Here is a 23,160-nt window from a genome sequence, read left to right as displayed (position 1 = left end):
GCTTCGCGCCAAAAGGCCTGCCGTCGCGAATGACGGCAGGCTTTTTCTTTGGCAGGCACCCTCACAAAAAGCTCTGCGGATCGACGTCGACCTCGAGCTTCAGATTGCCCTTGGTCTTGGGGCCAGCTTCGAGCCATTCGCGCAGATATTGCGACAGGTCGACATTGCGCAGCGACTTCACCAGCAGGCGGAAGCGGTAGCGGCCCTTGATCACGGCCAGCGGCGCCTCGGCGGGACCGAGCACCTGGATCCGCTCATCGAGCGGCGCGACCGCGGCGAGCTTGCGGGCAAAGCCTTCCGCGGTCGGGCGATCGCCGGCGGAGACGATCAGGCTCGCCAGCCGGCCGAACGGCGGATAGCCGGTGCGTTCGCGGATCTCGATCTCGCTGGCGTAGAACGCTTCGCGGTCGTTCGCGATCAGGGCCTTGATGACCGGATGCTCGGGCTGGTGGGTCTGCAGATAGCCGACGCCGCGGCCCTGCTCGCGGCCGGCGCGCCCGACCACCTGGTTCAACAGCTGGAACGTGCGCTCGGCGGCGCGCGGATCGCCGTTGCTCAGGCCGAGATCGGCGTCGATGACGCCGACCAGATTGAGCCGCGGGAAATTGTGCCCCTTCGCCACCAGTTGCGTGCCGATGATGATATCGACGCGCCCCTCGGCGATCTCGTTGAGCTCGCTGCGCATCGTCTCGATCGAGGTGATGAGGTCGCTCGACAGCACCATGGTGCGGGCCTCGGGGAAGATGCTGGCCGCCTCCTCCTGCAGGCGCTCGACGCCGGGGCCGACCGCGACCAGCGATTCCTCGGCCGCGCAATGCGGACAGATGTTCGGGCGCGGCATCGAGAAGCCGCAGTGATGACAGACCAGCCGCTGCCGGAAGCGATGGTCGACCAGCCATGCGTCGCAGATAGTGCAGGCGAAGCGGTGGCCGCAGCCGCGACACAGCGTCAGCGGCGCATAGCCGCGGCGGTTGAGGAACAGCAGCGCCTGCTCGCGGCGCTCGATCGCGTGGCGAATCTGTTCGGCCAGCACCGGCGAGATGAATCGCCCGCGCGGCGGCGGCGCGCGCCGCATGTCGATCGCCTCGATATGCGGCATGTGCTGGCCGCCGAACCGCGACGGCAGTGCGACGCGCTGGTAGCGCCCCTTGCGCGCATTGACCTCGCTCTCGACCGACGGCGTCGCCGACGCCAGCACGATCGGGATCTTTGCGATATGGGCGCGGACCACCGCCATGTCGCGCGCGTGGTAATGCGCGCCGTCGTCCTGCTTGTAGGCCTGGTCGTGCTCCTCATCGACGATGATCAGGCCGAGATCGGCATAGGGCAGGAACAGCGCCGAGCGGGCGCCGACCACGACCGGCGCCTTGCCCTCCGATATCGCTGCCCAGTTGCGCGCCCGGGTGCGCGGCGTCAGCTCGGAATGCCATTCCAGCGGCCTTACGCCGAAGCGCTGCGCGAAGCGGTCGAGGAACTGGCCGGTCAGCGCGATCTCCGGCATCAGGATCAGAGTCTGCTTGCCGCGGCGGATATTCTCGGCGATCGCCTCGAAATAGACCTCGGTCTTGCCCGAACCGGTGACGCCGTCGAGCAGCGCGACATGAAAGCTGCCGCTCGCCGCCAGCGTCCGCATCACGTCGACCGCGCTGCGCTGCTCGCGCGAGAAATCCGGCTGCGCATAGGAGGGATCGGGGATCGGTGGCGGTGCCGGCGGCGGCATCGCCTCGACCGTCAGCGTGCCCTCGTCGACCAGGCCGTCAACCACGCCCGAGCTGACCCCGGCCTCGCGTGCCGCCTCCGACTTGCCGTGCAGCAGGCGGTCCGACAGCACCTCGATCAGCCGCCGGCGCGCCGGCGTCAGCCGCCGCGGCGGCTCGCCGACCAGTCGGACGCCGAGCCGCGTCCGCTCCGGCCCGAGGTTTTCGCCCATCCGCAGCGTCATCCGAAGCACCATGCCGCGCGCCGACAGCGTGTAGGTGGAGACCCAGTCGACCAGCTGGCGCAGCTCCGCCCTGAGCGGCGGAACATCGAGCTTCTCGCTAACGTCCTTGAGCCGGTTGTGCAGCCGCGGATCCGGCTTGGCATTCTCGGCCCACACCACCGCGACAACCTCGCGCGGCCCGAGCGGAACAGAGATCACGTCGCCGGGCGCAAGCTCCATGCCGCGCGGCACGCGGTAGGAATAGGTCTGGTTCAGCGCGACAGGCACCAGCACGTCGACGACTCGTGTCGTCGACGCGGCGGCTGAGCTGGGGCGTGTGGTGTGGTCCATTAAACCAGAGCTTTGGAATCCGAACTTTGCACCGGGCTAGAGATTTGGTTCTGAATGAATCAGAACCAAATCTCCAGCTTCTTGTTTTGACGCGTTTTCTTCACGCAAACCGGCCTCCACTTGGCTCGAAAACGCTCTGTCACCGCCATGCGGTCTTAGCGATCGGTAAACGAAGGCAGTGCGATATAATCAGGAGAATCGCAGCGCCAATAGCCCTTACCAGATGGCCCGGACCGATCAGCCCATGCAACCGCTCGAGCTCGACTGCGCTGACGCGTCGGTCACGCAGGAGATGACGCGCTGGCTGTCGCATCTGCGCGCGGAGCGGCGGTTGTCGCCAAAGACGCTCGAGGCCTACGCCCGCGACGTGCGGCAATGCCTGGCCTTCCTCGCCGAACACTGGGGCGCGCGCGTGACGCTTGCGGCCTTCGCCGCACTCGAGGCGAGCGATGTCAGAGCCTTCATGGCGATGCGCCGCGCGGACGAGATCGGCGGGCGATCGCTGATGCGAGCGCTGGCGGGCCTACGCTCGTTCGGACGCTTCCTGGAACGCGAAGGCAACGGCAAGGTCGGCGCCCTTTCGGCGATCCGCGCGCCCAAGGTTGCGAAGAGCCTGCCGAAGCCGATCCACATGGAAGCAGCGAAGCGCTTCGCCGACGCAGACGAGCGTGCCGGCGAGGAACGCGAGACCTGGATCCTGGTGCGCGACGCCGCCGTGATGGCGCTGCTCTACGGCTCGGGCCTGCGCATCTCCGAGGCGCTCGGCCTGAAGCGCCGCGACGTGCCGAAGCCGGGCGAAGGCGACGTACTGGTCGTGACCGGCAAGGGCAACAAGACCCGCATGGTGCCGGTGCTGCACAACGTGCTGCAATTGATCGCGGACTATGCGGCGATCTGCCCGCATCAGCTCAGCCCCACCGGACCGATGTTCGTCGGCGCGCGCGGCGGTCCCCTGAGCCCGCGCATCATCCAGCTCACCATGGAGCGGCTGCGCGGCGCGCTCGGCCTGCCGGACAGCGCAACGCCGCACGCGTTGCGGCACTCCTTCGCGACTCATCTGCTGAGCCGCGGCGGCGACCTGCGCGCGATCCAGGAATTACTCGGCCACGCCTCGCTGTCGACCACGCAGATCTATACCGGCATCGATAGCGAGCGCCTGCTCGAAGTCTATCGCTCCGCGCATCCGCGCGGCTGAACGGCGGACCCCGGTCCAGACCAGACACCGGATTCGGCGCGCCGTCATGCTGCGTTCATCTTCATACGGCTAACCACAAACTGCCGGCCCTTGCCTTGTGCACCGCATTCGGCAATCGTGGCACAGTCTCATCGGAGGGGAATCATGAGCGCACATGAAAGTATGGAGCACGCGGAGCATGCCGAGCATGCGTCGGGCGAGAACAAGAAGATCGCGCTCCTGATCGCCGTGATCGCGCTGTGCCTGGCACTGTCGGAGACCCTCGGCAAGGGCGCCCAGACCGAATCGATCAGCAAGAATGTCGAGGCCTCGAACCTCTGGGCCTTCTTCCAGGCCAAGAGCATCCGCCGCACCGCGGTGCAGACCGCGGCCGAACAGGGCAAGCTGAACCTCGCGACCACCACCGACGAGGCGGCCAAGGCCGCACTGCAGAAGCAGATCGACGACTGGCAGAAGACCGCGGCGCGCTATCGCTCGGAGCCGGAGACCGGCGAGGGCTCGGAGCAACTCTCCGAACGCGCCAAGCACGCCGAGCACGAGCGCGACGAGGCGACCGCGAAATACCACCACTTCGAGCTCGCTTCCGCGGCCTTCCAGATCGCGATCGTGCTGGCGTCCGCGACCATCATCACCGGCATCGCCGCGCTGGCCTGGGTGTCCGGCCTGGTGACGCTCGCCGGCGTCGCGATGACCTTGCTCGGCCTGTTCCAGCCGCATCTGCTGCATCTGCATTGAGAGAGCTGGCGGGCGCCTCACTAATCCCGTCATTGCGAGCGAAGCGAAGCAATCCATCCATCAGCATACGCGGAAGCATGGATTGCTTCGTCGCTATCGCTACTCGCAATGGCGGAATATACAGCCCCGATTAAAGCACCTTGCTGGTCTGGTGCACGCTCTTACGGAAGCGCGCGATCAGGCGCAGCGTGCGGGCGGTCCAGCCCTCCCCGTCGCCAGCGATCATCTCGCGGATGCGCCGCTTGATCGGGTCGACCAGCGCGTTGGCCTTGGCCCGTAGCGCCATCACGTAATTATAGAGCGCCTCGAACCAGGGCATCTCCAAGAGCTTCGACCGCGTCACGTCGAACAGGAAGGCCGTGACGCCGACGCCGAGGAATTTGGCGAACAGGATCAGCGAGACTGCGCTGAACCAATATTGGTTCGCCAGCAGCCAGAGCCCGACCAGCTTGAGCGGAAACAGCGGGATCAACGGCACGACGAAGACGATCAGCGTCATCGCCGGCGACAGCGAATCGACCCGGTCGGCAAGCCATTGCTTGAGCGCCCGCAGGGGAATCCACGCCACCGCCCGGGCCACGATCGGCTCGAGGTGGTCCCACAGCCAGGCCTCGATCAGGAAGATGATCGCAAGCAGGACCCAGAACGGCTGAAGCAGTCGGCGCAACATCGCTATGATCTCAACCGGCTCACGCCGGATATTCGATCATCACATATGGATGGCGCGTTTGCCTACCGCAAGCGCGGCTTCCTTGATCGCCTCGGAGCGGGTCGGATGGGCGTGGCAGGTGCGGGCCAGATCCTCGGCCGAACCGCCGAATTCCATCAGAACGCAGGCTTCGTGGATCATTTCGCCGGCCTCGATGCCGACAATGTGGACGCCGAGCACCCGATCGGTCTTCGCATCTGCGAGAACCTTCACGAAGCCGTCGGTGGTCTGATTGACCTTGGAGCGGCCGTTCGCGGTGAACGGGAATTTGCCGACGGTATAAGCGACGCCGGCCTGCTTGAGGTCTTCCTCGGTCTTGCCGACCGACGACACTTCCGGCGTGGTATACACAACACCTGGAATGACGTCGTAGTTCACGTGGCCGGCCTGGCCCGCGATGATTTCGGCGCAGGCAACGCCCTCGTCTTCCGCCTTGTGCGCCAGCATCGGCCCGGCCACGACGTCGCCGATCGCGTAGATGCCCTTCACATTGGTCGAGAAGTGCGAATCGATCTCGACACGGCCGCGATTGTCGAGCGCAACGCCGGCTTCCTTCAGCCCGAGGCCCTCGGTGTAGGGCACGCGGCCGATGCAGACGAGCACGACGTCGGCCTCGATGGTCTCGGCGGCGCCGCCGGCGGCCGGCTCGACCTTGGCCTGCAGCGTCTTGCCCGAGGTGTCGACCGAGGTGACCTTGGCGCCGAGCCTGAAGGCAAAGCCCTGCTTTTCGAGGATGCGCTGGAATTGCTTCGCCACCTCACCGTCCATGCCGGGCAGGATGCGGTCGAGGAATTCCACCACGGTGACCTTGGCGCCGAGACGATGCCAGACCGAACCGAGCTCGAGGCCGATCACGCCGGCGCCGACGATCAGCAGGCTGCCGGGCACCTTCTCCAGCGACAGTGCGCCGGTCGACGACACGATGCGCTTCTCGTCGATCTCGATGCCCTTCAGCCGCGCGATGTCCGAGCCGGTGGCGATCACGATGTTCTTGGCCTCGACGGTCTCGGACTTGCCGTCACCGGAGACCTCGACCTTGCCGGCACCGAGGATCTTGCCGGTGCCCTTGAGCACGTCGATCTTGTTCTTCTTCATCAGGAACTCGACGCCCTTGACGTTGCCGTCGATGCCCTGCTGCTTGAAGTTCATCATCGCCGGCAGATCGAGCTTCGGCGCCGGGACGCTGACGCCCATCTTGGCGAAGGAGTGCCCGGCTTCCTCGAACATCTCGGAGGCGTGCAGCAGCGCCTTCGACGGCATGCAGCCGACATTGAGGCAGGTGCCGCCCAGCGTCGCATTCTTCTCGACGACGGCGACCTTCATGCCGAGCTGCGCCGCGCGGATCGCGCAGACGTAACCGCCGGGGCCGGTGCCGATGACGACGAGATCGTAAGAAGCCATGATTGAGGTCCTGTAGCTAAGCTCTGTGACAGTTGGGCGGGCACAATCGGATCGGAAGACCGCTTCCCGCTGCTTGATCGTGTTCTAGCGACCGCCCGATACGTCGAGGATCGCGCTGGTGACGTAGGACGCCTCGTCCGAGATCAGCCAGACGATGGCGTTGGCGATCTCATCCGCGGTACCGACGCGCTTCATCGGCACCATATGGGCGAGCCGGTGCGCGCGATCGGGCTCGCCGCCGGCGGCATGGATGTCGGTGTCGATCAGCCCGGGCCGGATGCCGGCGACGCGGATGCCTTCGCCCGCGACCTCGTAGCCGAGGCCGACCGTGAAGGAATCGATCGCGCCCTTGGAGGCGGCGTAATCGACATAGGTGTTGGGCGCGCCGAGCTTCGCCGCGACCGAGGACAGGTTGACGATGACGCCGCCCTTGCCGCCGTGCTTGGTCGACATCCGCTTCACCGCCTCGCGCGCGCACAGGATGCTGCCGGTGACGTTGACCGCCATCATCTGCTGGATGCGCTCGGCCGACATTTCGTCGACGCGCACACCACTTTTGCCGACGATGCCGGCATTGTTGACCAGCGCACCGAGCGTGCCGAAGCCATCGGCGGCCTTGAACAGGGCAAGGATGTCCTGTTCGCTGCCGACGTCACATTTCACCGCGATCGCCTTGCCGTTGCTGGCCTCGATCGCGTCGACGACTTCATTGGCCGCAGCCTGGTTCGTGGCGTAGCCGACGACAACGCGATAGCCGCGCGCGGCAGCAGCAAGCGCGGTGGCGCGGCCGATGCCGCGGCTACCGCCGGTGACGATCACAACCTTGTCCATCACATCATTCCCCACAAGTTCATCCGATGAAGGCCCGTTCGAGCCCGCCGCACTACGAAGACTTACCCTCAAGTGCGGCCAACCGATCCAATACAGACTTGTCCGTCAGACTCACCAGATAGAACAGAATGAAGGGCGTGAAGATTGGAATCAGACACCAAAAGGCAAAGCCTGTACCCTTACCCTTCCTGCGACTGATCGGAATCGCGAAGAGGAAGAAAATAAAGGTGGTCAGCAGGAATGGCACAAAGGAAATCAGCGCCTCTGCAAGCGACGGCTCCACCAACCCCTCCCTTACAGGTCCAGCACCAGGCGGGCCGGATCCTCCAGGCTCTCCTTGACGCGCACCAGGAAGGTGACCGCTTCCTTGCCGTCGATCACGCGGTGATCGTAGGACAGCGCCAGATACATCATCGGCCGCACTTCGATCTTGCCGCCGACCACCATCGGCCGCTCCTGGATCTTGTGCATGCCGAGGATGCCGGATTGCGGCGCGTTGAGGATCGGCGTCGACATCAGCGAGCCGTAGATGCCGCCATTGGTGATGGTGAAGGTGCCGCCCTGCATCTCGTCGATCTTGAGCTGGCCGTCGCGGGCACGGCGGCCGTAATCGGCGATCGACTTCTCGATCTCGGCAATCGACTTGTGATCGCAGTCGCGCACCACGGGCACCACCAGGCCGCGGTCGGTGCCGACGGCAACGCCGATGTGGTAGTAGTTCTTGTAGATCAGGTCGGAACCGTCGATCTCGGCGTTGACGGCCGGAATGTCCTTCAGGCCCTGCACGACCGCCTTGGTGAAGAAGCCCATGAAGCCGAGCTTCGAGCCGTGCTTCTTCTCGAACGTATCCTTGTAGAGCGCGCGCAGCTTCATCACCTCGGTCATGTCGACCTCGTTGAAGGTGGTCAGCATCGCGGCGGTGTTCTGCACGTCCTTGAGGCGGCGCGCGATGGTCTGGCGCAGCCGGGTCATCTTCACGCGCTCCTCGCGCGCGGCGTCGTCCGCCGGCGACGGCGCACGCACCTGCACCGCGGCGGCCGGCTGGTTGACCGGAGTCGGCGCCGAGGCGGCCTTCTCGATCGCGGCCAGCATGTCGCCCTTGGTGACGCGGCCGTCCTTGCCCGAGCCCGGAACGGTCGAGGCGTCGACGCCGCTCTCGGCGGACAGCTTGCGCACCGAGGGCGCGAGCGGCGCATCCGCCGGCGGCACTTTGGGGGCAGCCGGGGCCGCTGCGGGAGCGGCGGCAGGCGCCGGCGCTGCGGCCTTGGCGGGAGCGGCAGCCGCGGCAGCGGGCTTGGCGGCGACGGCGCCGTCATTGATCTGGCCGAGCAGCGCGCCGACGGCGACGGTCTCGCCGTCCTTGGCGATGATCTCGCCGAGCGTGCCGGCGACCGGCGCGGGCACCTCGATGGTGACCTTGTCGGTTTCCAGCTCCACCAACGGCTCGTCCACCGCAACGGCCTCACCAGCTTTCTTGAACCAGCGGCCGATCGTGGCCTCGGTTACGGATTCGCCGAGCGTTGGAACGCGAATTTCAGTCATGGTCTTTTCCTCGATAACCTTGCGGTCGAAAAATTTTTCCGGCCACCATCCGCCAAAGCGGACGACCCGGTATTCCGTGACGACAGCCATTTCGCTGAATGACGCGGGATACCGGATGCCCCGCGCAAGGCGGGGCATGGCTTCAGTGAAGATTGCTAGTTCAGTGCGTCGTCGAGCAGCGCCTTGAGCTGCGCGAGATGTTTCGACATCAACCCGGTGGCGGTCGCCGCCGATGCCGGACGGCCGGCATAGCGCGGACGCTTGTTGGCTGCGTTGGTCTGGTTCAGCACCCACTCCAGATAGGGCTCGATGAAGTGCCAGGAGCCCATGTTACGGGGCTCTTCCTGGCACCAGACCATCTCGGCATTCTTGAAGCGGCCGAACTCCTGCACCAGCGCCTTCAGCGGCACCGGATAGAGCTGCTCGATGCGCATCAGATAGATGTCGTCGATGCCGCGCTTCTCGCGCTCCTCGTACAGGTCGTAATAGACCTTGCCGGAGCACAGCACGACGCGACGGATCTTGTCGTCCGGCAGCAGCTTGATCTTCTCGTCCGGCAGCATCTGCGCGTCATCGTACAGGATGCGGTGGAACGTCGCGTTCTTGCCGAGCTCGTCGAGCCGCGACACCGCGCGCTTGTGGCGCAGCAGCGACTTCGGCGTCATCAGGATCAGCGGCTTGCGGATCTCGCGATGCAGCTGGCGCCGCAGCACGTGGAAGTAGTTCGCCGGCGTGGTCGGGTTGACCACCTGCATGTTGTCCTCGGCGCACATCTGCAGATAGCGTTCGAGGCGCGCGGAGGAATGCTCCGGTCCCTGCCCTTCATAGCCGTGCGGCAGCAGGCAGACGAGGCCCGACATGCGCAGCCATTTGCGTTCGCCCGAGGAGATGAACTGGTCGAACACCACCTGGGCGCCGTTGGCGAAGTCGCCGAACTGGGCTTCCCAGAGCGCCAGCGCATTCGGCTCGGCCAGCGAGTAGCCGTACTCGAAGCCGAGCACCGCCTCTTCCGACAGCAGCGAGTTGATGACCTCGTAGTGGCCGGTGTCTTCGCCGCCGAGATGGTTGAACGGCGTGTAGCGGCTCTCGTCCTCCTGGTCGATCAGCACCGAATGGCGCTGCGAGAAGGTGCCGCGCTCGGAATCCTGGCCGGACAGACGCACGTGATGGCCTTCCTGCAGCAGCGTGCAGAATGCCAGCGCCTCGCCAGTCGCCCAGTCGATCCCGATCCCGCTGTCGATCGCCTTGGCGCGATTGTCGAGGAAGCGCTGGATGGTGCGGTGGACGCGGAAACCGTCCGGCACCTTGGTGATCTTGCGACCGATATCCTTGAGCACCGCGACATCGACGCCGGTGACGCCACGGCGGGCATCCTCTTCCTGATCGGCGATCTTGAAGCCCGCCCACTTGCCGTCGAGCCAGTCGGCCTTGTTCGGCTTGTAGCCGGCGCCGGCCTCGAACTCGGCATCGAGGCGCGCGCGCCAGTCGGCCTTGGCCTTCTCGACCTCACCCTCCGTGAGCACGCCTTCGGCGACCAGCCGCTTGGCGTAGATCTCCAACGTGGTCGGGTGCGAGGCGATGCGCTTGTACATCACCGGCTGGGTGAACGCCGGCTCGTCGCCCTCATTGTGGCCGTGACGCCGGTAGCAGAACATGTCGATGACGACCGGCTTGTGGAATTTCTGCCGGAACTCGATCGCGACCTTGGCCGCGAACACCACGGCCTCGGGATCGTCGCCATTCACGTGGAAGATCGGCGCGTCGATCATCTTCGCGACGTCGGACGGATAGGGCGACGAGCGCGAGTAGCGCGGATAGGTGGTGAAGCCGATCTGGTTGTTGACGATGAAGTGCAGCGAGCCGCCGGTACGATAGCCCTTGAGGTCGGACAGGCTGAAGCATTCCGCCACCACGCCCTGGCCCGCGAACGCCGCGTCGCCGTGCATCAGGAGCGGCAGCACTGAGATGCGCATGTCGGGCGGATCGCCGTGCTGATCCTGCTTGGCGCGCACCTTGCCCATCACGACGGGATCGACGATCTCGAGATGCGACGGGTTTGCGGTCAGCGACAGATGGATGTTATTGCCGTCGAACTCGCGGTCCGAGGACGCACCGAGGTGATACTTGACGTCCCCGGAGCCCTCGACCGAGTCCGGGTTGGCCGAACCGCCCTTGAATTCGTGGAACAGCGCGCGATGCGGCTTGCCCATCACCTGGGTCAGCACGTTGAGGCGGCCGCGATGCGGCATGCCGACCACGATCTCCTTCACGCCGAGATTGCCGCCGCGCTTGATGATCTGCTCGAGCGCCGGGATCAGCGATTCGCCGCCGTCGAGGCCGAAGCGCTTGGTGCCGGTGAACTTGGTGTCACAGAATTTCTCGAAGCCGTCGGCCTCGATCAGCTTGTTGAGGATCGCGCGGCGGCCTTCCGGCGTGAAGCTGATCTCCTTGTCCGGACCTTCGATGCGTTCCTGGATCCACGCCTTCTGCGCGGCGTTGGAGATGTGCATGAACTCGACGCCGAGCGTCTGGCAGTAGGTGCGTTCGCAGATCTGCACGATCTCGCGCAGCGTGCCGTATTCGAGGCCGAGCACGTGGTCGAGGAAGATCTTGCGGTCGAAGTCGGCCTCGGTGAAACCGTAGGAGCGCGGATCGAGCTCCTCGCGGTCGCGCGGCGCCTCGATGCCGAGCGGATCGAGCTTGGCGTGGAAATGGCCGCGCATCCGGTAGGCGCGGATCAGCATCAGCGCGCGAACCGAATCACGGGTGGCCTGATGGACGTCGGCGTCGGACAGTTCGGCGCCCTTGGCCTGCGCCTTGGCCGCCAGCTTGCTGCCGACCGCCTTCTCGACCTGGGCCCAGTTGCCGTCGAGCGCCGAGGTCAGTTCGTCGCGCGGTGTCACCGGCCAGTTGGCGCGGCCCCAGGAGGCGCCCTCGGCGTTCTTCTGGACGTCGGCCGGGGCGTCCTTCAGGCTCTTGAAGAAATCCTGCCACTCGGCGTCGACCGACGACGGGTCCTGCTCGTAGCGGGCGTAGAGGTCGTCGATATAGGCGGCGTTGGTGCCCTGCAGGAATGAGGAGAGTGCAAAAGCGGCGTTCGCGTCTTGGCGAGACATGGGGCAGTCCTGGTGATTTTTTTCGGTTCGCGCGTAGGAGACGGCGCAAGTGCCGGTCTGGGAAGAGCGCCGGCTGGATGGATATCCTTTACCCTATCTAGGTCGGATATTCCTGCCTAAAAGAACCAAGAAATGAATATATTTTCAATACTTATTGATCCGCCCGTTGGGCGGTAACGAAACAAAATGGCGGTGTTTCCGGGGCGGAACCCGCCCGGAAACACCGCCATAACCCCTTAAGGGAACTCGGCCGACAATTACTTCAGCATCTCGGCGAGCGTGTGCCCGAGCCGCGCCGGGGACGGCGACACCTTGATGCCGGCAGCTTCCATCGCCGCGGTCTTGGAACCGGCATCGCCCTTGCCGCCGGAGATGATCGCGCCGGCATGACCCATGCGGCGGCCGGGAGGTGCGGTGACACCGGCGATGAAGCCGACCATCGGCTTCTTGCGGCCGCGCTTGGCCTCGTCCTTGAGGAACTGGGCCGCATCTTCCTCGGCCGAGCCGCCGATCTCGCCGATCATGACGATCGACTTGGTCTTCTCGTCGGCCAGGAACATCTCGAGCATGTCGATGAACTCGGTGCCCTTGACCGGGTCGCCGCCGATGCCGACCGCGGTGGTCTGGCCGAGGCCTTCCTGGGTGGTCTGGAACACGGCTTCATAGGTCAGGGTGCCGGAGCGGGAGACGATGCCGACCGAGCCGGGCTTGAAGATGTTCGCCGGCATGATGCCGATCTTGCATTCGCCGGCGGTCATCACGCCGGGGCAGTTCGGCCCGATCAGGCGCGACTTCGAACCGGACAGCGAGCGCTTGACGCGCACCATGTCGAGGACCGGAATGCCCTCGGTGATGCAGACGATCAGCGGGATCTCCGCATCGATCGCCTCGCAGATCGCATCCGCCGCGCCCGGCGGCGGGACATAGACCACGCTGGCGTCGGCGCCGGTCTTCTCGCGCGCCTCGGCGACCGTGTCGAACACCGGCAGGTTGAGATGGGTCGAGCCGCCTTTGCCCGGCGCCACGCCGCCGACCATCTTGGTGCCGTAAGCGATCGCCGCTTCCGAATGGAACGTGCCGTTCTTGCCGGTGAAGCCCTGGCAGATGACCTTGGTGTTCTTGTCGATCAGAATGGACATGGTTCGAGATGCTTTCGCGAGACGAAGGGTTTAGTGGATACGCCGGTACACGCCGGTGAGCACGTCGGCCCACCCTTCCGCGTCAGGCGAGAACTGGATCTTCATGTTGTAGGTGTTGTCGTCGACGACCTCGTAGACGTGACGGGCATTGCCGCGCAGCGAGCCGCGCACCAGGATCAGCGACTTGCCCGCCCAGCCGCCGGAAGCCGGCGACGGCGGGTAGTAGCCGAGTGAATCGTGCCAGAACAATTTGTAGGCCCGATCGTCGCGGTCGTAGGTGAAGACGCCGTGGGTGGCGAAGCTTTCCTTGCCGTCGCGGGTCTGCACGCTGTCCTGGATCAGATAGAAGCCGTTGAGCGCGATGCGCGCAACGACATGCGAGGTGGCTGGACCGCCGGCGGCCCAGCGCGACGGAAAGACCATCTCTTCGCCGTTCCACTCGCCCGCGAAAGCCGCGAGCTTGCGGTGTTCGTCCAGCGGGGTCGGAGCGTCGAGATGATCGGCCATCGTTAGCCTCCCTTGACGGCTTTCACGATCTTCTGTGCGGCGTCATCGAGATTGTCGGCAGGCAGAACGTTGAGACCGCTGTCGCGGATGATCTTCTTGCCCTGCTCGACATTGGTGCCTTCGAGGCGCACCACCAGCGGCACCTTGAGGCCGACCTGCTTAACCGCGGCGACCACGCCCTCGGCGATCACGTCGCACTTCATGATGCCACCGAAGATGTTGACCAGGATGCCCTTCACGTTCGGATCGGCAGTGATGATCTTGAACGCGGCCGCGACCTTCTCGACGCTGGCGCCGCCGCCGACATCGAGGAAGTTCGCCGGCTCCATGCCGTACAGCTTGATGATGTCCATCGTCGCCATGGCGAGGCCAGCGCCGTTGACCATGCAGCCGATCGTGCCGTCGAGCGCGACATAGTTGAGATCGTATTTCGACGCCTCGATCTCCTTGGCGTCTTCCTCGGTCTCGTCGCGCAGCGCGACCACGTCAGGGTGACGGTAGAGCGCGTTGCTGTCGAACGACACCTTGGCGTCGAGCACGCGGAGCTGGCCCTGCTTGGTGACGACCAGCGGGTTGATCTCGAGCATCGCCATGTCCTTGGCGGCGAACGCCGTGTAGAGCTGGCCGGTCAGCTTCTCGGCCTGCTTGGCGAGATCGCCGGTCAGCTTCAGCGCCTTGGCGACGGTACGGCCGTGATGCGGCATGATGCCGGTGGCGGGATCGACCGAGAAGGAGACGATCTTCTCCGGGGTCGAATGCGCGACGTCCTCGATATTCACGCCGCCTTCGGTCGACACCACGAAGGAGATTTCCGAGGTCTCGCGATTGACCAGGAGCGAGAGGTAGAACTCCTTGTCGATGTCGGAGCCTTCCTCGATGTAGAGGCGGTTGACCTGCTTGCCGTGCGGGCCGGTCTGCACCGTGACCAGCGTCGCGCCGAGCATCTGCTTGGCGAACTCGTCGACCTCGGCGACCGACTTGGCGATGCGGACGCCGCCCTTGTCGCCGGCGGAGGCTTCCTTGAACTTGCCCTTGCCGCGGCCGCCGGCATGGATCTGGCTCTTCACCACCCAGATCGGACCCGGAAGCTGCTTGGCCGCCGCGTCGGCTTCTTCCGGCTTCAGCACCGGAACGCCGCGCGAGATCGGCACGCCGAATTCATGCAGCAATGCCTTGGCCTGGTATTCATGGATATTCATGGAACGACGCTCCCAAACCCTCGTACGGCGAACTTCTCGTCAGCCCTGACGCTGGCATACCATATACCAAGGCTCGCGCAACTACAAAATCCGCCAGAATTTCATCATCTTGCACCCGACAGGCGATTGGTATCGCCTATCGGGTCATTGCCGATTGAGATTACTTGCCGAGCAAATCGGGCGCGATCTTCTTGCAAGCATCGACCAGGCCCTGCACCGCGCCGACCGACTTGTCGAAGGCTTCGCGGTCCTTGCCGGCCAGCTCGATCTCGACCACGCGTTCGACACCCTTGGAGCCGATCACGGTGGGTACGCCGACATACATGTCCTTCACGCCGTACTCGCCGTTGAGATAGGCGGCGCAGGGCAGCACGCGCTTCTTGTCCTTCAGATAGCTCTCGGCCATCGCGATCGCCGACGCGGCCGGCGCGTAGAACGCCGAGCCGGTCTTGAGCAGGTTGACGATCTCGGCGCCGCCGTTGCGGGTGCGATCGACGATCTCGTCGATGCGCGCCTGCGAGGTCCAGCCCATCTTGACGAGGTCGGGCAGCGGAATGCCGGCAACGGTCGAGTAGCGGGTCAGCGGCACCATGGTGTCGCCGTGGCCGCCGAGCACGAAGGCGGTGACGTCTTCGACCGAGACGTTGAATTCGTCGGCCAGGAAATAGCGGAAGCGCGCGGAGTCGAGCACGCCGGCCATGCCGACCACCTTCTTGTGCGGCAGGCCGGAGGCCTTCTGCAGCGCCCACACCATCGCATCGAGCGGGTTGGTGATGCAGATGACGAAGGCGTCGGGCGCGTACTTCTTGATGCCGGCGCCGACTTGCTCCATGACCTTGAGGTTGATCGACAGGAGATCGTCGCGGCTCATGCCGGGCTTGCGCGGCACGCCCGCGGTGACGATGCAGACCTTGGCGCCGTCGAGCGCTTCATAGGAATTTGCGCCGACCAGATTGGAGTCGAAGCCGTCGACCGGCGACGACTGTGCGATGTCGAGCGCCTTGCCCTGCGGCACGCCCTCGGCGATGTCGAACAGCACGACGTCTCCGAGCTCCTTGAGGCCAACGAGGTGCGCCAGCGTTCCGCCGATCTGTCCGGAGCCAATCAGTGCAATCTTGTCGCGTGCCATGGGAAATCAGTCCTTTGAACTGGTGCAGGAGGGAGAGGGAAGTCGGTTGCAAGGGTGGTTATCCCTTTCGAATGATCCATTCAAGTCAGGGCCTGCCCGATTGCAGGCCGTGCCTGCAATTCGGTCAGGCATGCCAGCAACATCCACCCGGAGACACGAAAAGTTGCGCCGAACCGGGCCACCCGCAAGACCGAACATCAAGACCGAATTTCAAGCCTGGAGTTCAGGTCTCGACCAGGCCGGTCGAGGAGCCGCTGGCCGAGGAGTCCTTCCGGCCGTGCGGTAGCGCCAGATAGGATTCCGAGCTCATCTCGATCAGGCGCGAGGACGTGCGCTTGAACTCCATCGCCTCAACGCCTTCGTCCGCAAGGTACAGCGACACCGGATCGGCCTCGGCCGAGGCCATCAGCTTCACGGCATTGTCATAGAGCGTGTCGATCAGCGAGATGAAGCGCTTGGCGGCATTGCGCTCGGCGTAATCCATCACCGGAATGTGGTCGACCAGGATCGTATGGTAGTCGTGCGCGAGCCTCAAATAGTCCGACGCGGCAAACGGCTTCTCGCAGAGTTCGGCAAAGCTGAAGCGCGCGACGCCATGCGAGGAGCACGGCACGTGCAGCACGCGCCCCTTGATCGCGATGTCGCGCGACTTGCACGGCGCGTTGCCGGTCATCTTGCGCCAGGCCGCATCGAGCTCGGCATCGGCCGCTGCATCCGCCGGCACCAGCCACATCTTGACGCCGAACAATTTCTCCAGCCGGAAGTCGGTGCGCGCATCGAGCCGCAGCACGTCCATGTGGTCTGAGATCTGCGCGATGAACGGCAGGAACAGCGCGCGATTGAGACCCCCCTTGTAGAGATCGTCAGGCGCAACGTTCGAGGTCGCGACCACGACGGTGCCGAGATCGAACAGCTTTGCGAACAGCCGTCCAAGGATCATCGCATCGGCGATGTCGGTGACGTGGAATTCGTCGAAGCAGAGCAGCCAGGCTTCGTCGAAGATCGCCTGCGCGGTGAGCGCGATCACGTCGCCGTCGGCGATCTCGCCGCGCGCGATCTGCTGGCGATAACCGTAGATGCGCTCATGCGCCTCGGCCATGAACTCGTGGAAATGCGCGCGGCGCTTGTGCTCGACCGGGCTCTGCTGGAAGAACAGATCCATCAGCATGGTCTTGCCGCGGCCGACCTCGCCATGGACATAGAGGCCGCGCGGCGGCTTGTCGTCCTTGTCGCCGCCGAACAGCCGCCCGAACAGGCCCTGCTTGCGCTGCGGCTTGTAGCTCGCGAGCCGCTCCTCCAGCGCGCCGAACGCTCCGGCGGCGGCGGCCTGTGCGGGATCGGCCTCGATCGCACCGGAGGCGACCAGGGCGTTGTAGTGTTCGAGAAAGGAACTCGGCGAGGTGGACAGCATGAGCCCACCTTACGGCCCTACTGCGCGGCAAATTGCAAGCCGTGAATTGTGCCAACGGGGTATGCAAGGACGAACTCTTGCATGCCACAGCCGACCGCACGGCCTTGCCGGGCGCCTTTGGACGCGATCCGCGGAAACCCTACGCGCAGAGCTCGTAGGAATCCTCGACCACGTAGGGACCGCCGCCTGTCGACGCACGCGACGAGAACAGCACGAAGCGATCCGCCGTGAAGGTGCGGCTCGGAAAATAGCCGCGCACGGACAGATAATCCGCGACGTCCTGGCTCGACGCGTCATGCAGACGCGCGAGCGTGACATGTGGCGTGAATTTCCTGCCCTCGGGATCGAGCCCCATCCGCTGCATCATCCGCTCGAGCTCGGCCTGCAGTTCGATCAACGGCCGGCTCGGCTCGACGGCGGCAACCACCGCACGCGGCTTGCGTCCGCCGAAGCTCGACAGGCCCTGCAATTTGACCTCGAACGGTTTGCGGTTCACCCGAAACAGCATCGTCGCGATCTCGTTGGCCCAGAGGCCGTCGATATCGCCGATGAAGCGCAGGGTGACGTGATAATTTTCGGGATCGATCCAGCGTGCGCCGGGAAGGCCACCACGCAAGCTGGAGAGGGTTTGGCCGATATCGGCCGGAATTTCCAGACCAGTGAACAGACGCGGCATCGCTATAATCCTCGATGCTTGGCGCGGGTTTTGGGAGCCCGCACCCTGTAACAAGCCCGGCGACGAATCACCGACGCCTATTTGTACCCGAGATATGTGACTCTGCGAAGCACGAGGCGTTAACAGCTCGTAAACCTACGGACGCAACGCGCCGCACTGCCTGTGTTTCAGCTGCGTTGCCCTGATAATGCGCCGAGAAATGCCTCCACTGTGGGCAGGATATTCTTCACGACGATGTCCACACCTTCCGCCGTCGGATGCATGCCGTCGGCCTGATTGATCTTCGGATTAGCAGCAACGCCATCGAGGAAGAACGGATAGAGCGGCACGCCGAAGGATTTCGCCAGATCCGGATAGATCGCGTTGAACTTCGCCGCATACTCACTGCCATAGTTCGGTGGCGCGAGCATGCCGCACAAGAGCACCGCGATCTTGCGCGCCTGCAACTTTGTGATGATGTCCGAGAGCGCCTTGCGCGTCACCGCGGGATCGATGCCGCGCAGGGCGTCGTTGGCACCGAGCTCGACGATCACGACATCGGTTCCATCGGCCACCGACCAGTCGAGCCGCTCGCGGCCGCCCGAGGCGGTGTCGCCCGACACCCCGGCATTGGTCATATCGACCTTTATCCCCTTGGCTTCCAAGGCTTTTTGTAGCCGGACCGGAAATGCCGCCTCGGCCGGAAGGCCGTAACCGGCGCTCAGGGAATCGCCCAGAACCACCATTTTGATCGGCTTCGCGGAAGCTTTCCCCTGATCAGGCGTCTGCGCGCTGGCCGCCGTCATCAAGCCCATAAGCAACACGAGTATGTGCACGAAGATTCGCAACCGGGCCTCGACCGCAGCGGCGGAAGTGCCATATGACCGAACCATGGACAGTCTCATCGAATCCTCTTCACTGACCGACGTCGAGCCGGACACCATTGCCGTCAGGAACGTCAATCTCTCGCTCGGCACCGGCGCGGCACGGGTTCATATCCTCAAAGATATCAGCCTTCGTGTGGCAGCGGGTGAGGCCATCGGCCTGATCGGCCCGTCGGGCTCGGGCAAGTCGACCTTGCTGATGGTGATGGCGGGTCTTGAACGTCCTGACAGTGGAGAGGTGGTCGTCGACGGCACCTCGTTCAATGCCCTCGACGAAGATGCGCTGGCGCGCTTTCGCGGCCGCCAGGTCGGCATCGTCTTCCAGTCGTTCCATCTGATCCCGACCATGACGGCGCTGGAGAACGTCGCGGTGCCGCTCGAACTCGCCGGCAATCCCGATGCCGCCGCACGCGCCGCGCAGGAGCTGCAATCGGTCGGGCTCGGCGAACGACTGCATCACTATCCGACGCAATTGTCCGGCGGCGAGCAGCAACGCGTCGCGATCGCACGCGCGCTCGCGCCCGATCCGGCGATCTTGGTCGCCGACGAGCCGACCGGAAATCTCGATGAGACGACGGGAAAGCAGATCGTCGATCTGCTATTCACCAAGCACGCCGAGCGCGGCATGACCCTGGTGCTGGTGACGCACGACCTCGCGCTCGCGCAACGCTGCGACCGCGTAGTGCGGCTGCGCTCCGGCCGCATCGACGGGCAATCAACTCCATGAGCTTTGCGTCCGAAGTCGCGGGGCAGAGCCGCGCGTCGTCGCTTGCCTTTCGCTACGCGCTGCGCGAACTGCGCGGCGGGCTGCGCGGCTTCTACGTGTTCATCGCCTGCATCGCGCTCGGCGTGATGGCGATTGCCGGCGTCGGCTCGGTCGCCGCATCTCTCGGTGACGGCCTGTCGCGCGAGGGCCGCACGCTGCTCGGCGGCGATGTCGCGTTCTCGCTGATCTCGCGCGAGGCCAAGCCCGACGAGGTCGCCTATCTGCGCACCCGCGGCGAGGTCTCCGTCGCGGCTACGCTCCGCGCGATGGCGCGCAGCAGCGACGGCAAGCTGGCGCTGGTCGAGCTCAAGGCGGTCGACGGCAGATATCCGATGCTCGGCGAGCTGACGCTCGAGCCGAACATGCCGGTCGCCGATCTGCTCGCTGAGCGCGACGGCGTTTTTGGCGCGGCTGCCGATTCAACACTGCTCGCGCGGCTCGACCTGAAGCTCGGCGACCGCGTCACCATCGGCAGCGCGACCTATCAGATCCGCAGCGTGGTCGTGGCCGAGCCCGACAAGCTTGCCGGCGGCGTCGGCCTCGGCCCGCGCTTCCTGGTCAGTGAAGCCAGCCTGCGCGCCACCGACCTGTTGCAGCCGGGCAGCCTGGTGCGCTGGATCTACCGGGTGAAGCTGCCCGACGGCGCTAACGACGACCGCGCCACCACGGCGTTGATCGACGGTGCGCGCAGCGCAGCGCCGGAGGCCGGCTGGGAGGTCCGCAGCCGCAACAACGCCTCGCCGCAGCTCGAGCGCACCATCAACCGCTTCACCCAGTTCCTGACCCTCGTCGGCCTTGCTGCGCTGCTGGTCGGCGGCGTCGGCGTCGCCAACGCGGTGAAGAGCCACATCGACCGGCGCCGCGACGTCATCGCCTCGTTCAAGGCGCTCGGCGCCACCGGCCGCGACGTCTTCACGATCTACTGCACCCAGGTGGTGGTGCTGGCGGGCATCGGCTCGGTGATCGGCCTCGTGCTCGGCGCCGCGCTGCCGTTCGTCATCGTCGGCCTGTTCGGCAAGCTGCTGCCGCTACCGGTGGTCCCTGCCCTGCATCCCGACGAGCTCGCGCTGTCCTTCATCTACGGCCAGCTCACCGCGCTGGCGTTCGGGCTGTGGCCGCTCGGCCGGGTCCACGACGTGCCGGTCGCGGCGCTGTTCCGCGAGACCGTCGCCAGCGAGTGGCACCGCCCGCGCTGGAGCTATCTTGCGCTGATGGCCGTTGTGGTCGCGCTCTTGATCGGCGTCGCGATCGGGCTCGCCTATGACAAGCGGGTCGCCACCGTGTTCGTCGTCGCCTCGATCGCGGTGTTCCTGCTGCTGCGCGGGATCGCCGAGATCCTGATGGCGGTGGCGCGGCGGCTGCCGCGCAGCCGCATGACCATGCTGCGGCTCGCCATCGCCAACATCCACCGGCCGGGCGCGCTGACGCCGTCGGTCGTGCTGTCACTCGGCCTTGGGCTCGCCGTGCTCGTCACCATCACCCAGATCGACGGCAATCTGCGCCGGCAATTCCTGGCCGCGCTGCCGGAGCGGGCGCCGTCGTTCTTCTTCATCGACATCCCCTCCACCGAAGCCGACCGCTTCAATGCCTTCCTGGCCCAGGCCGCGCCCGGCTCGACCGTCGAGGACGTGCCGATGCTGCGCGGGCGCATCGTCGCCGCGCGCGGCGTCAAGGCCGACCAGCTGAAGCCGTCGGTCGATTCGGAATGGGTGTTGCAGAGCGACCGCGGCCTGACCTATACCGGCGAAATTCCCAAGGGCTCGAAGATCGTCGAGGGCGAATGGTGGGGGCCGGACTACAGCGGACCCCCGCTGGTCTCGATGGAGAAGAAGATCGCCGACGGCCTGTCCCTGAAGATCGGCGACGAGATCGTGGTCAACGTGCTCGGCCGCGACGTGCCGGCGAAGATCGCCAATCTGCGCAACATCGACTGGCAGGGCCTCGGCATCAACTTCGTGCTGGTGTTCTCGCCGAACGCCTTCAGGGGCGCGCCGCACAGCCACGTCGCGACCCTGACGGAACAACACGCCAGCGCGACCCAAGCAGGCGCTAACGACGACGCGCGCATCATCAAGCAGGTCGCCGACGCATTCCCGATGGTGACCAGCGTGCGGGTCCGCGAGGCGCTGGAGACCATCGGCAGCGTCGTCAGCAACCTGGTGCTGGCGATCCGCGGCGCCAGCGCCGTGACGCTGATCTCGGCGATCCTGGTGCTGGGCGGCGCGCTCGCCGCCGGACACCGTCACCGCGTCTATGACGCCGTGATCCTCAAGACGCTCGGCGCCACGCGGGTGCGATTGCTCGGCGCTTACGCGCTGGAGTATCTAATGATCGGTTTTGCAACCGCGATTTTCGGGGTGATAGCCGGCTCGATCGCGGCCTGGCTGATCGTGACGCGGCTGATGACGCTGAGTTTCATCTGGCAGGCCGGCAGCGCCGCGCTGGTCGTGGTCGCCGCGCTGGTCGTCACGGTCGGATTGGGGCTGGCAGGAACGCTGCTCGCGCTGAACCAGAAACCGGCCTCGGTGTTGCGGAATTTGTGACAATTTGTAGCGGCGAAAGCGCCGTTTTTGCCTATCATGCTAGGCCAGAGCGACATTCGGCCGCGCGTGGAAGCTTGCGTCGGATGTGTTAATTTCCCACATACCAATCGGGTCGGATAGTCGGTTTGAATGACACGGAATTAATGCTCCGCAAACCGCGCCATCTGAGATAGATTTATAACCGGCGCCGCAAATCCCTTGCGCTCCACCGGGACCAACCACGGGAATTCGACCATGTCGGACCTAGACCGCAATTACGCTTCTCCTTTCGGCCGGGCCGCCGGGCGCATTGACGCTGCGGCCGTCGACGCCGGTCTGCGCGCCTACATGCTGCGCATCTACAACTACATGAGCATCGGCCTCGCCATCACCGGCTTGGCCGCGCTCGGCGTCTACATGGGCGCGGTGACCACCGACCAGTCGGCCGCCGTCGCCAAGTTTGGCAATGCCTATCTGACGCAGTTCGGCTACGCGATGTTCGTGAGCCCGCTGAAATGGCTGTTCATCCTCGCCCCTCTGGCGATGGTGTTCGTCATCTCGGCCGGCATCAACCGCCTGCAGCCTGCGACCGCCCAGCTGTTGTTCTGGGTGTTCTCGGCGCTGATGGGCCTGTCGCTGTCGTCGATCTTCCTGGTGTACACGCACACCTCGATCGTGCGCGTGTTCTTCATCACCGCGGCGACGTTCGGTGCGCTCAGCCTCTACGGCTACACCACCAAGCGTGACATGAGCGGCATGGGCTCGTTCCTGTTCATGGGCCTGATCGGCATCATCATCGCGAGCCTGGTCAACCTGTTCCTGGCGAGCTCGGCGCTGCAGTTCATCGTCTCGGTGGTCGGCGTGCTGGTGTTCGCGGGCCTCACCGCCTGGGACACCCAGCGGCTGAAGAACGACTACATCTACGGCTACGCCTCGCAGGGCGGCGTGATGGCAGAGCGTGCGGCAATCACTGGTGCGCTGTCGCTCTACCTGAACTTCATCAACTTGTTCACGCTGCTGCTGCAGCTGCTCGGCCAGCGCGACTAAGCGCCGCGAGCAAGGCAATCGATCTGAGCCCCGGCCACCCGGCCGGGGCTTTTGTTTTGCGCCGGCTTTTGCGGGATGCGAACCCGTAGCCCGGATCGAG

At 65.1% G+C, this 23,160-nt stretch carries 19 protein-coding genes; 5 read left to right on the top strand and 14 right to left on the bottom strand.

Annotated elements, in window-relative coordinates; all coding sequences use genetic code 11:
* Nucleotides 1–61 precede the first annotated feature (61 nt).
* Nucleotides 62–2,272: a primosomal protein N' gene (locus CK489_RS09765; protein WP_095732162.1), complete on the bottom strand. Its 2,211-nt coding sequence runs from the start codon at nucleotides 2,270–2,272 to the stop codon at nucleotides 62–64.
* Between the two features lie 244 nt (nucleotides 2,273–2,516).
* On the opposite strand from CK489_RS09765, the gene CK489_RS09760 reads away from it, so the two are divergent.
* Both CK489_RS09760 and CK489_RS09755 read left to right on the top strand, forming a co-directional pair.
* Nucleotides 2,517–3,467: a tyrosine recombinase XerC gene (locus CK489_RS09760; RefSeq protein ID WP_502694111.1), complete on the top strand. Its 951-nt coding sequence runs from the start codon at nucleotides 2,517–2,519 to the stop codon at nucleotides 3,465–3,467.
* Nucleotides 3,468–3,611: 144 nt separating this feature from the next.
* Nucleotides 3,612–4,202 carry a DUF4337 domain-containing protein gene (locus CK489_RS09755; protein ID WP_050630451.1) on the top strand — a complete coding sequence of 197 codons (591 nt, stop codon included), beginning with the start codon at nucleotides 3,612–3,614 and terminating at the stop codon, nucleotides 4,200–4,202.
* Between the two features lie 130 nt (nucleotides 4,203–4,332).
* Here CK489_RS09755 and CK489_RS09750 read toward each other — a convergent pair whose 3' ends face one another.
* The 13 genes from CK489_RS09750 to CK489_RS09690 all read right to left on the bottom strand — a co-directional run bounded on the left by CK489_RS09750 (nucleotide 4,333) and on the right by CK489_RS09690 (nucleotide 18,677).
* Complete coding sequence (locus tag CK489_RS09750; protein ID WP_095732160.1) at nucleotides 4,333–4,872, bottom strand: hypothetical protein; 540 nt, start codon at nucleotides 4,870–4,872, stop codon at nucleotides 4,333–4,335.
* 39 nt (nucleotides 4,873–4,911) lie between these two features.
* A complete protein-coding gene (gene lpdA, locus CK489_RS09745; protein WP_095732159.1) occupies nucleotides 4,912–6,312 on the bottom strand; it encodes a dihydrolipoyl dehydrogenase in 1,401 nt (466 codons plus the stop codon).
* 84 nt (nucleotides 6,313–6,396) lie between these two features.
* Nucleotides 6,397–7,143 (bottom strand): SDR family oxidoreductase, encoded by a 747-nt coding sequence (locus tag CK489_RS09740; RefSeq protein WP_095732158.1) that lies wholly within the window; start codon nucleotides 7,141–7,143, stop codon nucleotides 6,397–6,399.
* Nucleotides 7,144–7,195: 52 nt separating this feature from the next.
* Nucleotides 7,196–7,426, bottom strand: coding sequence for a hypothetical protein (locus CK489_RS09735; RefSeq protein ID WP_143278114.1), 231 nt, complete (start codon nucleotides 7,424–7,426; stop codon nucleotides 7,196–7,198).
* A gap of 11 nt (nucleotides 7,427–7,437) precedes the next feature.
* Nucleotides 7,438–8,685: a 2-oxoglutarate dehydrogenase complex dihydrolipoyllysine-residue succinyltransferase gene (odhB, locus tag CK489_RS09730; protein ID WP_095732211.1), complete on the bottom strand. Its 1,248-nt coding sequence runs from the start codon at nucleotides 8,683–8,685 to the stop codon at nucleotides 7,438–7,440.
* Nucleotides 8,686–8,840: 155 nt separating this feature from the next.
* Nucleotides 8,841–11,801, bottom strand: coding sequence for a 2-oxoglutarate dehydrogenase E1 component (locus CK489_RS09725; RefSeq protein WP_050630448.1), 2,961 nt, complete (start codon nucleotides 11,799–11,801; stop codon nucleotides 8,841–8,843).
* A 257-nt stretch (nucleotides 11,802–12,058) separates the two neighbouring features.
* On the bottom strand, nucleotides 12,059–12,940 hold the full coding sequence (gene sucD, locus CK489_RS09720) for a succinate--CoA ligase subunit alpha (protein ID WP_074125622.1): 882 nt from the start codon (nucleotides 12,938–12,940) through the stop codon (nucleotides 12,059–12,061).
* 30 nt (nucleotides 12,941–12,970) lie between these two features.
* Nucleotides 12,971–13,447 (bottom strand): DUF1579 family protein, encoded by a 477-nt coding sequence (locus tag CK489_RS09715; RefSeq protein WP_095732156.1) that lies wholly within the window; start codon nucleotides 13,445–13,447, stop codon nucleotides 12,971–12,973.
* A gap of 2 nt (nucleotides 13,448–13,449) precedes the next feature.
* The gene (sucC, locus tag CK489_RS09710; protein ID WP_095732155.1) at nucleotides 13,450–14,646 is read right to left on the bottom strand and encodes an ADP-forming succinate--CoA ligase subunit beta; all 1,197 of its coding nucleotides are present in this window, start codon (nucleotides 14,644–14,646) and stop codon (nucleotides 13,450–13,452) included.
* A 160-nt stretch (nucleotides 14,647–14,806) separates the two neighbouring features.
* Nucleotides 14,807–15,775: a malate dehydrogenase gene (gene mdh, locus CK489_RS09705; RefSeq protein WP_021078790.1), complete on the bottom strand. Its 969-nt coding sequence runs from the start codon at nucleotides 15,773–15,775 to the stop codon at nucleotides 14,807–14,809.
* A gap of 223 nt (nucleotides 15,776–15,998) precedes the next feature.
* A complete protein-coding gene (gene zapE / locus CK489_RS09700; RefSeq protein WP_095732154.1) occupies nucleotides 15,999–17,186 on the bottom strand; it encodes a cell division protein ZapE in 1,188 nt (395 codons plus the stop codon).
* 139 nt (nucleotides 17,187–17,325) lie between these two features.
* On the bottom strand, nucleotides 17,326–17,862 hold the full coding sequence (gene thpR / locus CK489_RS09695; protein ID WP_050630444.1) for an RNA 2',3'-cyclic phosphodiesterase: 537 nt from the start codon (nucleotides 17,860–17,862) through the stop codon (nucleotides 17,326–17,328).
* Nucleotides 17,863–18,029: 167 nt separating this feature from the next.
* Nucleotides 18,030–18,677, bottom strand: a complete 648-nt coding sequence (locus CK489_RS09690; protein ID WP_095732153.1) for an arylesterase — start codon at nucleotides 18,675–18,677, stop codon at nucleotides 18,030–18,032.
* A 55-nt stretch (nucleotides 18,678–18,732) separates the two neighbouring features.
* On the opposite strand from CK489_RS09690, the gene CK489_RS09685 reads away from it, so the two are divergent.
* The 3 genes from CK489_RS09685 (at nucleotide 18,733) to CK489_RS09675 (ending at nucleotide 23,060) form a co-directional block, all read left to right on the top strand.
* Nucleotides 18,733–19,452 carry an ABC transporter ATP-binding protein gene (locus CK489_RS09685; RefSeq protein ID WP_050630497.1) on the top strand — a complete coding sequence of 240 codons (720 nt, stop codon included), beginning with the start codon at nucleotides 18,733–18,735 and terminating at the stop codon, nucleotides 19,450–19,452.
* Nucleotides 19,449–22,034, top strand: coding sequence for an ABC transporter permease (locus CK489_RS09680; protein ID WP_095732152.1), 2,586 nt, complete (start codon nucleotides 19,449–19,451; stop codon nucleotides 22,032–22,034). Before CK489_RS09685 ends, CK489_RS09680 begins: the two co-directional genes overlap by 4 nt.
* Before the next feature lie 234 nt (nucleotides 22,035–22,268).
* Nucleotides 22,269–23,060: a Bax inhibitor-1/YccA family protein gene (locus tag CK489_RS09675; protein WP_021078796.1), complete on the top strand. Its 792-nt coding sequence runs from the start codon at nucleotides 22,269–22,271 to the stop codon at nucleotides 23,058–23,060.
* Nucleotides 23,061–23,160 lie beyond the last annotated feature (100 nt).

The sequence above is a fragment of the Bradyrhizobium sp. UFLA03-84 genome, assembly GCF_002289535.1.
In the GTDB taxonomy this organism is placed as follows: Bacteria; Pseudomonadota; Alphaproteobacteria; order Rhizobiales; family Xanthobacteraceae; genus Bradyrhizobium; species Bradyrhizobium viridifuturi.
This window is presented reverse-complemented; position numbering and strand designations above follow the sequence as displayed.

Coding starts and splice junctions, on each gene's coding strand:
- CK489_RS09725 (WP_050630448.1), bottom strand. CDS start 11,801: ATGTCTCGCCAAGACGCGAACGCCGCTTTTGCACTCTCCTCATTCCTG.
- CK489_RS09685 (WP_050630497.1), top strand. CDS start 18,733: ATGGACAGTCTCATCGAATCCTCTTCACTGACCGACGTCGAGCCGGAC.
- zapE (WP_095732154.1), bottom strand. CDS start 17,186: ATGCTGTCCACCTCGCCGAGTTCCTTTCTCGAACACTACAACGCCCTG.
- odhB (WP_095732211.1), bottom strand. CDS start 8,685: ATGACTGAAATTCGCGTTCCAACGCTCGGCGAATCCGTAACCGAGGCC.
- CK489_RS09680 (WP_095732152.1), top strand. CDS start 19,449: ATGAGCTTTGCGTCCGAAGTCGCGGGGCAGAGCCGCGCGTCGTCGCTT.
- mdh (WP_021078790.1), bottom strand. CDS start 15,775: ATGGCACGCGACAAGATTGCACTGATTGGCTCCGGACAGATCGGCGGA.
- thpR (WP_050630444.1), bottom strand. CDS start 17,862: ATGCCGCGTCTGTTCACTGGTCTGGAAATTCCGGCCGATATCGGCCAA.
- CK489_RS09760 (WP_502694111.1), top strand. CDS start 2,517: ATGCAACCGCTCGAGCTCGACTGCGCTGACGCGTCGGTCACGCAGGAG.
- lpdA (WP_095732159.1), bottom strand. CDS start 6,312: ATGGCTTCTTACGATCTCGTCGTCATCGGCACCGGCCCCGGCGGTTAC.
- CK489_RS09675 (WP_021078796.1), top strand. CDS start 22,269: ATGTCGGACCTAGACCGCAATTACGCTTCTCCTTTCGGCCGGGCCGCC.
- CK489_RS09755 (WP_050630451.1), top strand. CDS start 3,612: ATGAGCGCACATGAAAGTATGGAGCACGCGGAGCATGCCGAGCATGCG.
- sucC (WP_095732155.1), bottom strand. CDS start 14,646: ATGAATATCCATGAATACCAGGCCAAGGCATTGCTGCATGAATTCGGC.
- CK489_RS09740 (WP_095732158.1), bottom strand. CDS start 7,143: ATGGACAAGGTTGTGATCGTCACCGGCGGTAGCCGCGGCATCGGCCGC.
- CK489_RS09750 (WP_095732160.1), bottom strand. CDS start 4,872: ATGTTGCGCCGACTGCTTCAGCCGTTCTGGGTCCTGCTTGCGATCATC.
- sucD (WP_074125622.1), bottom strand. CDS start 12,940: ATGTCCATTCTGATCGACAAGAACACCAAGGTCATCTGCCAGGGCTTC.
- CK489_RS09715 (WP_095732156.1), bottom strand. CDS start 13,447: ATGGCCGATCATCTCGACGCTCCGACCCCGCTGGACGAACACCGCAAG.
- CK489_RS09765 (WP_095732162.1), bottom strand. CDS start 2,272: ATGGACCACACCACACGCCCCAGCTCAGCCGCCGCGTCGACGACACGA.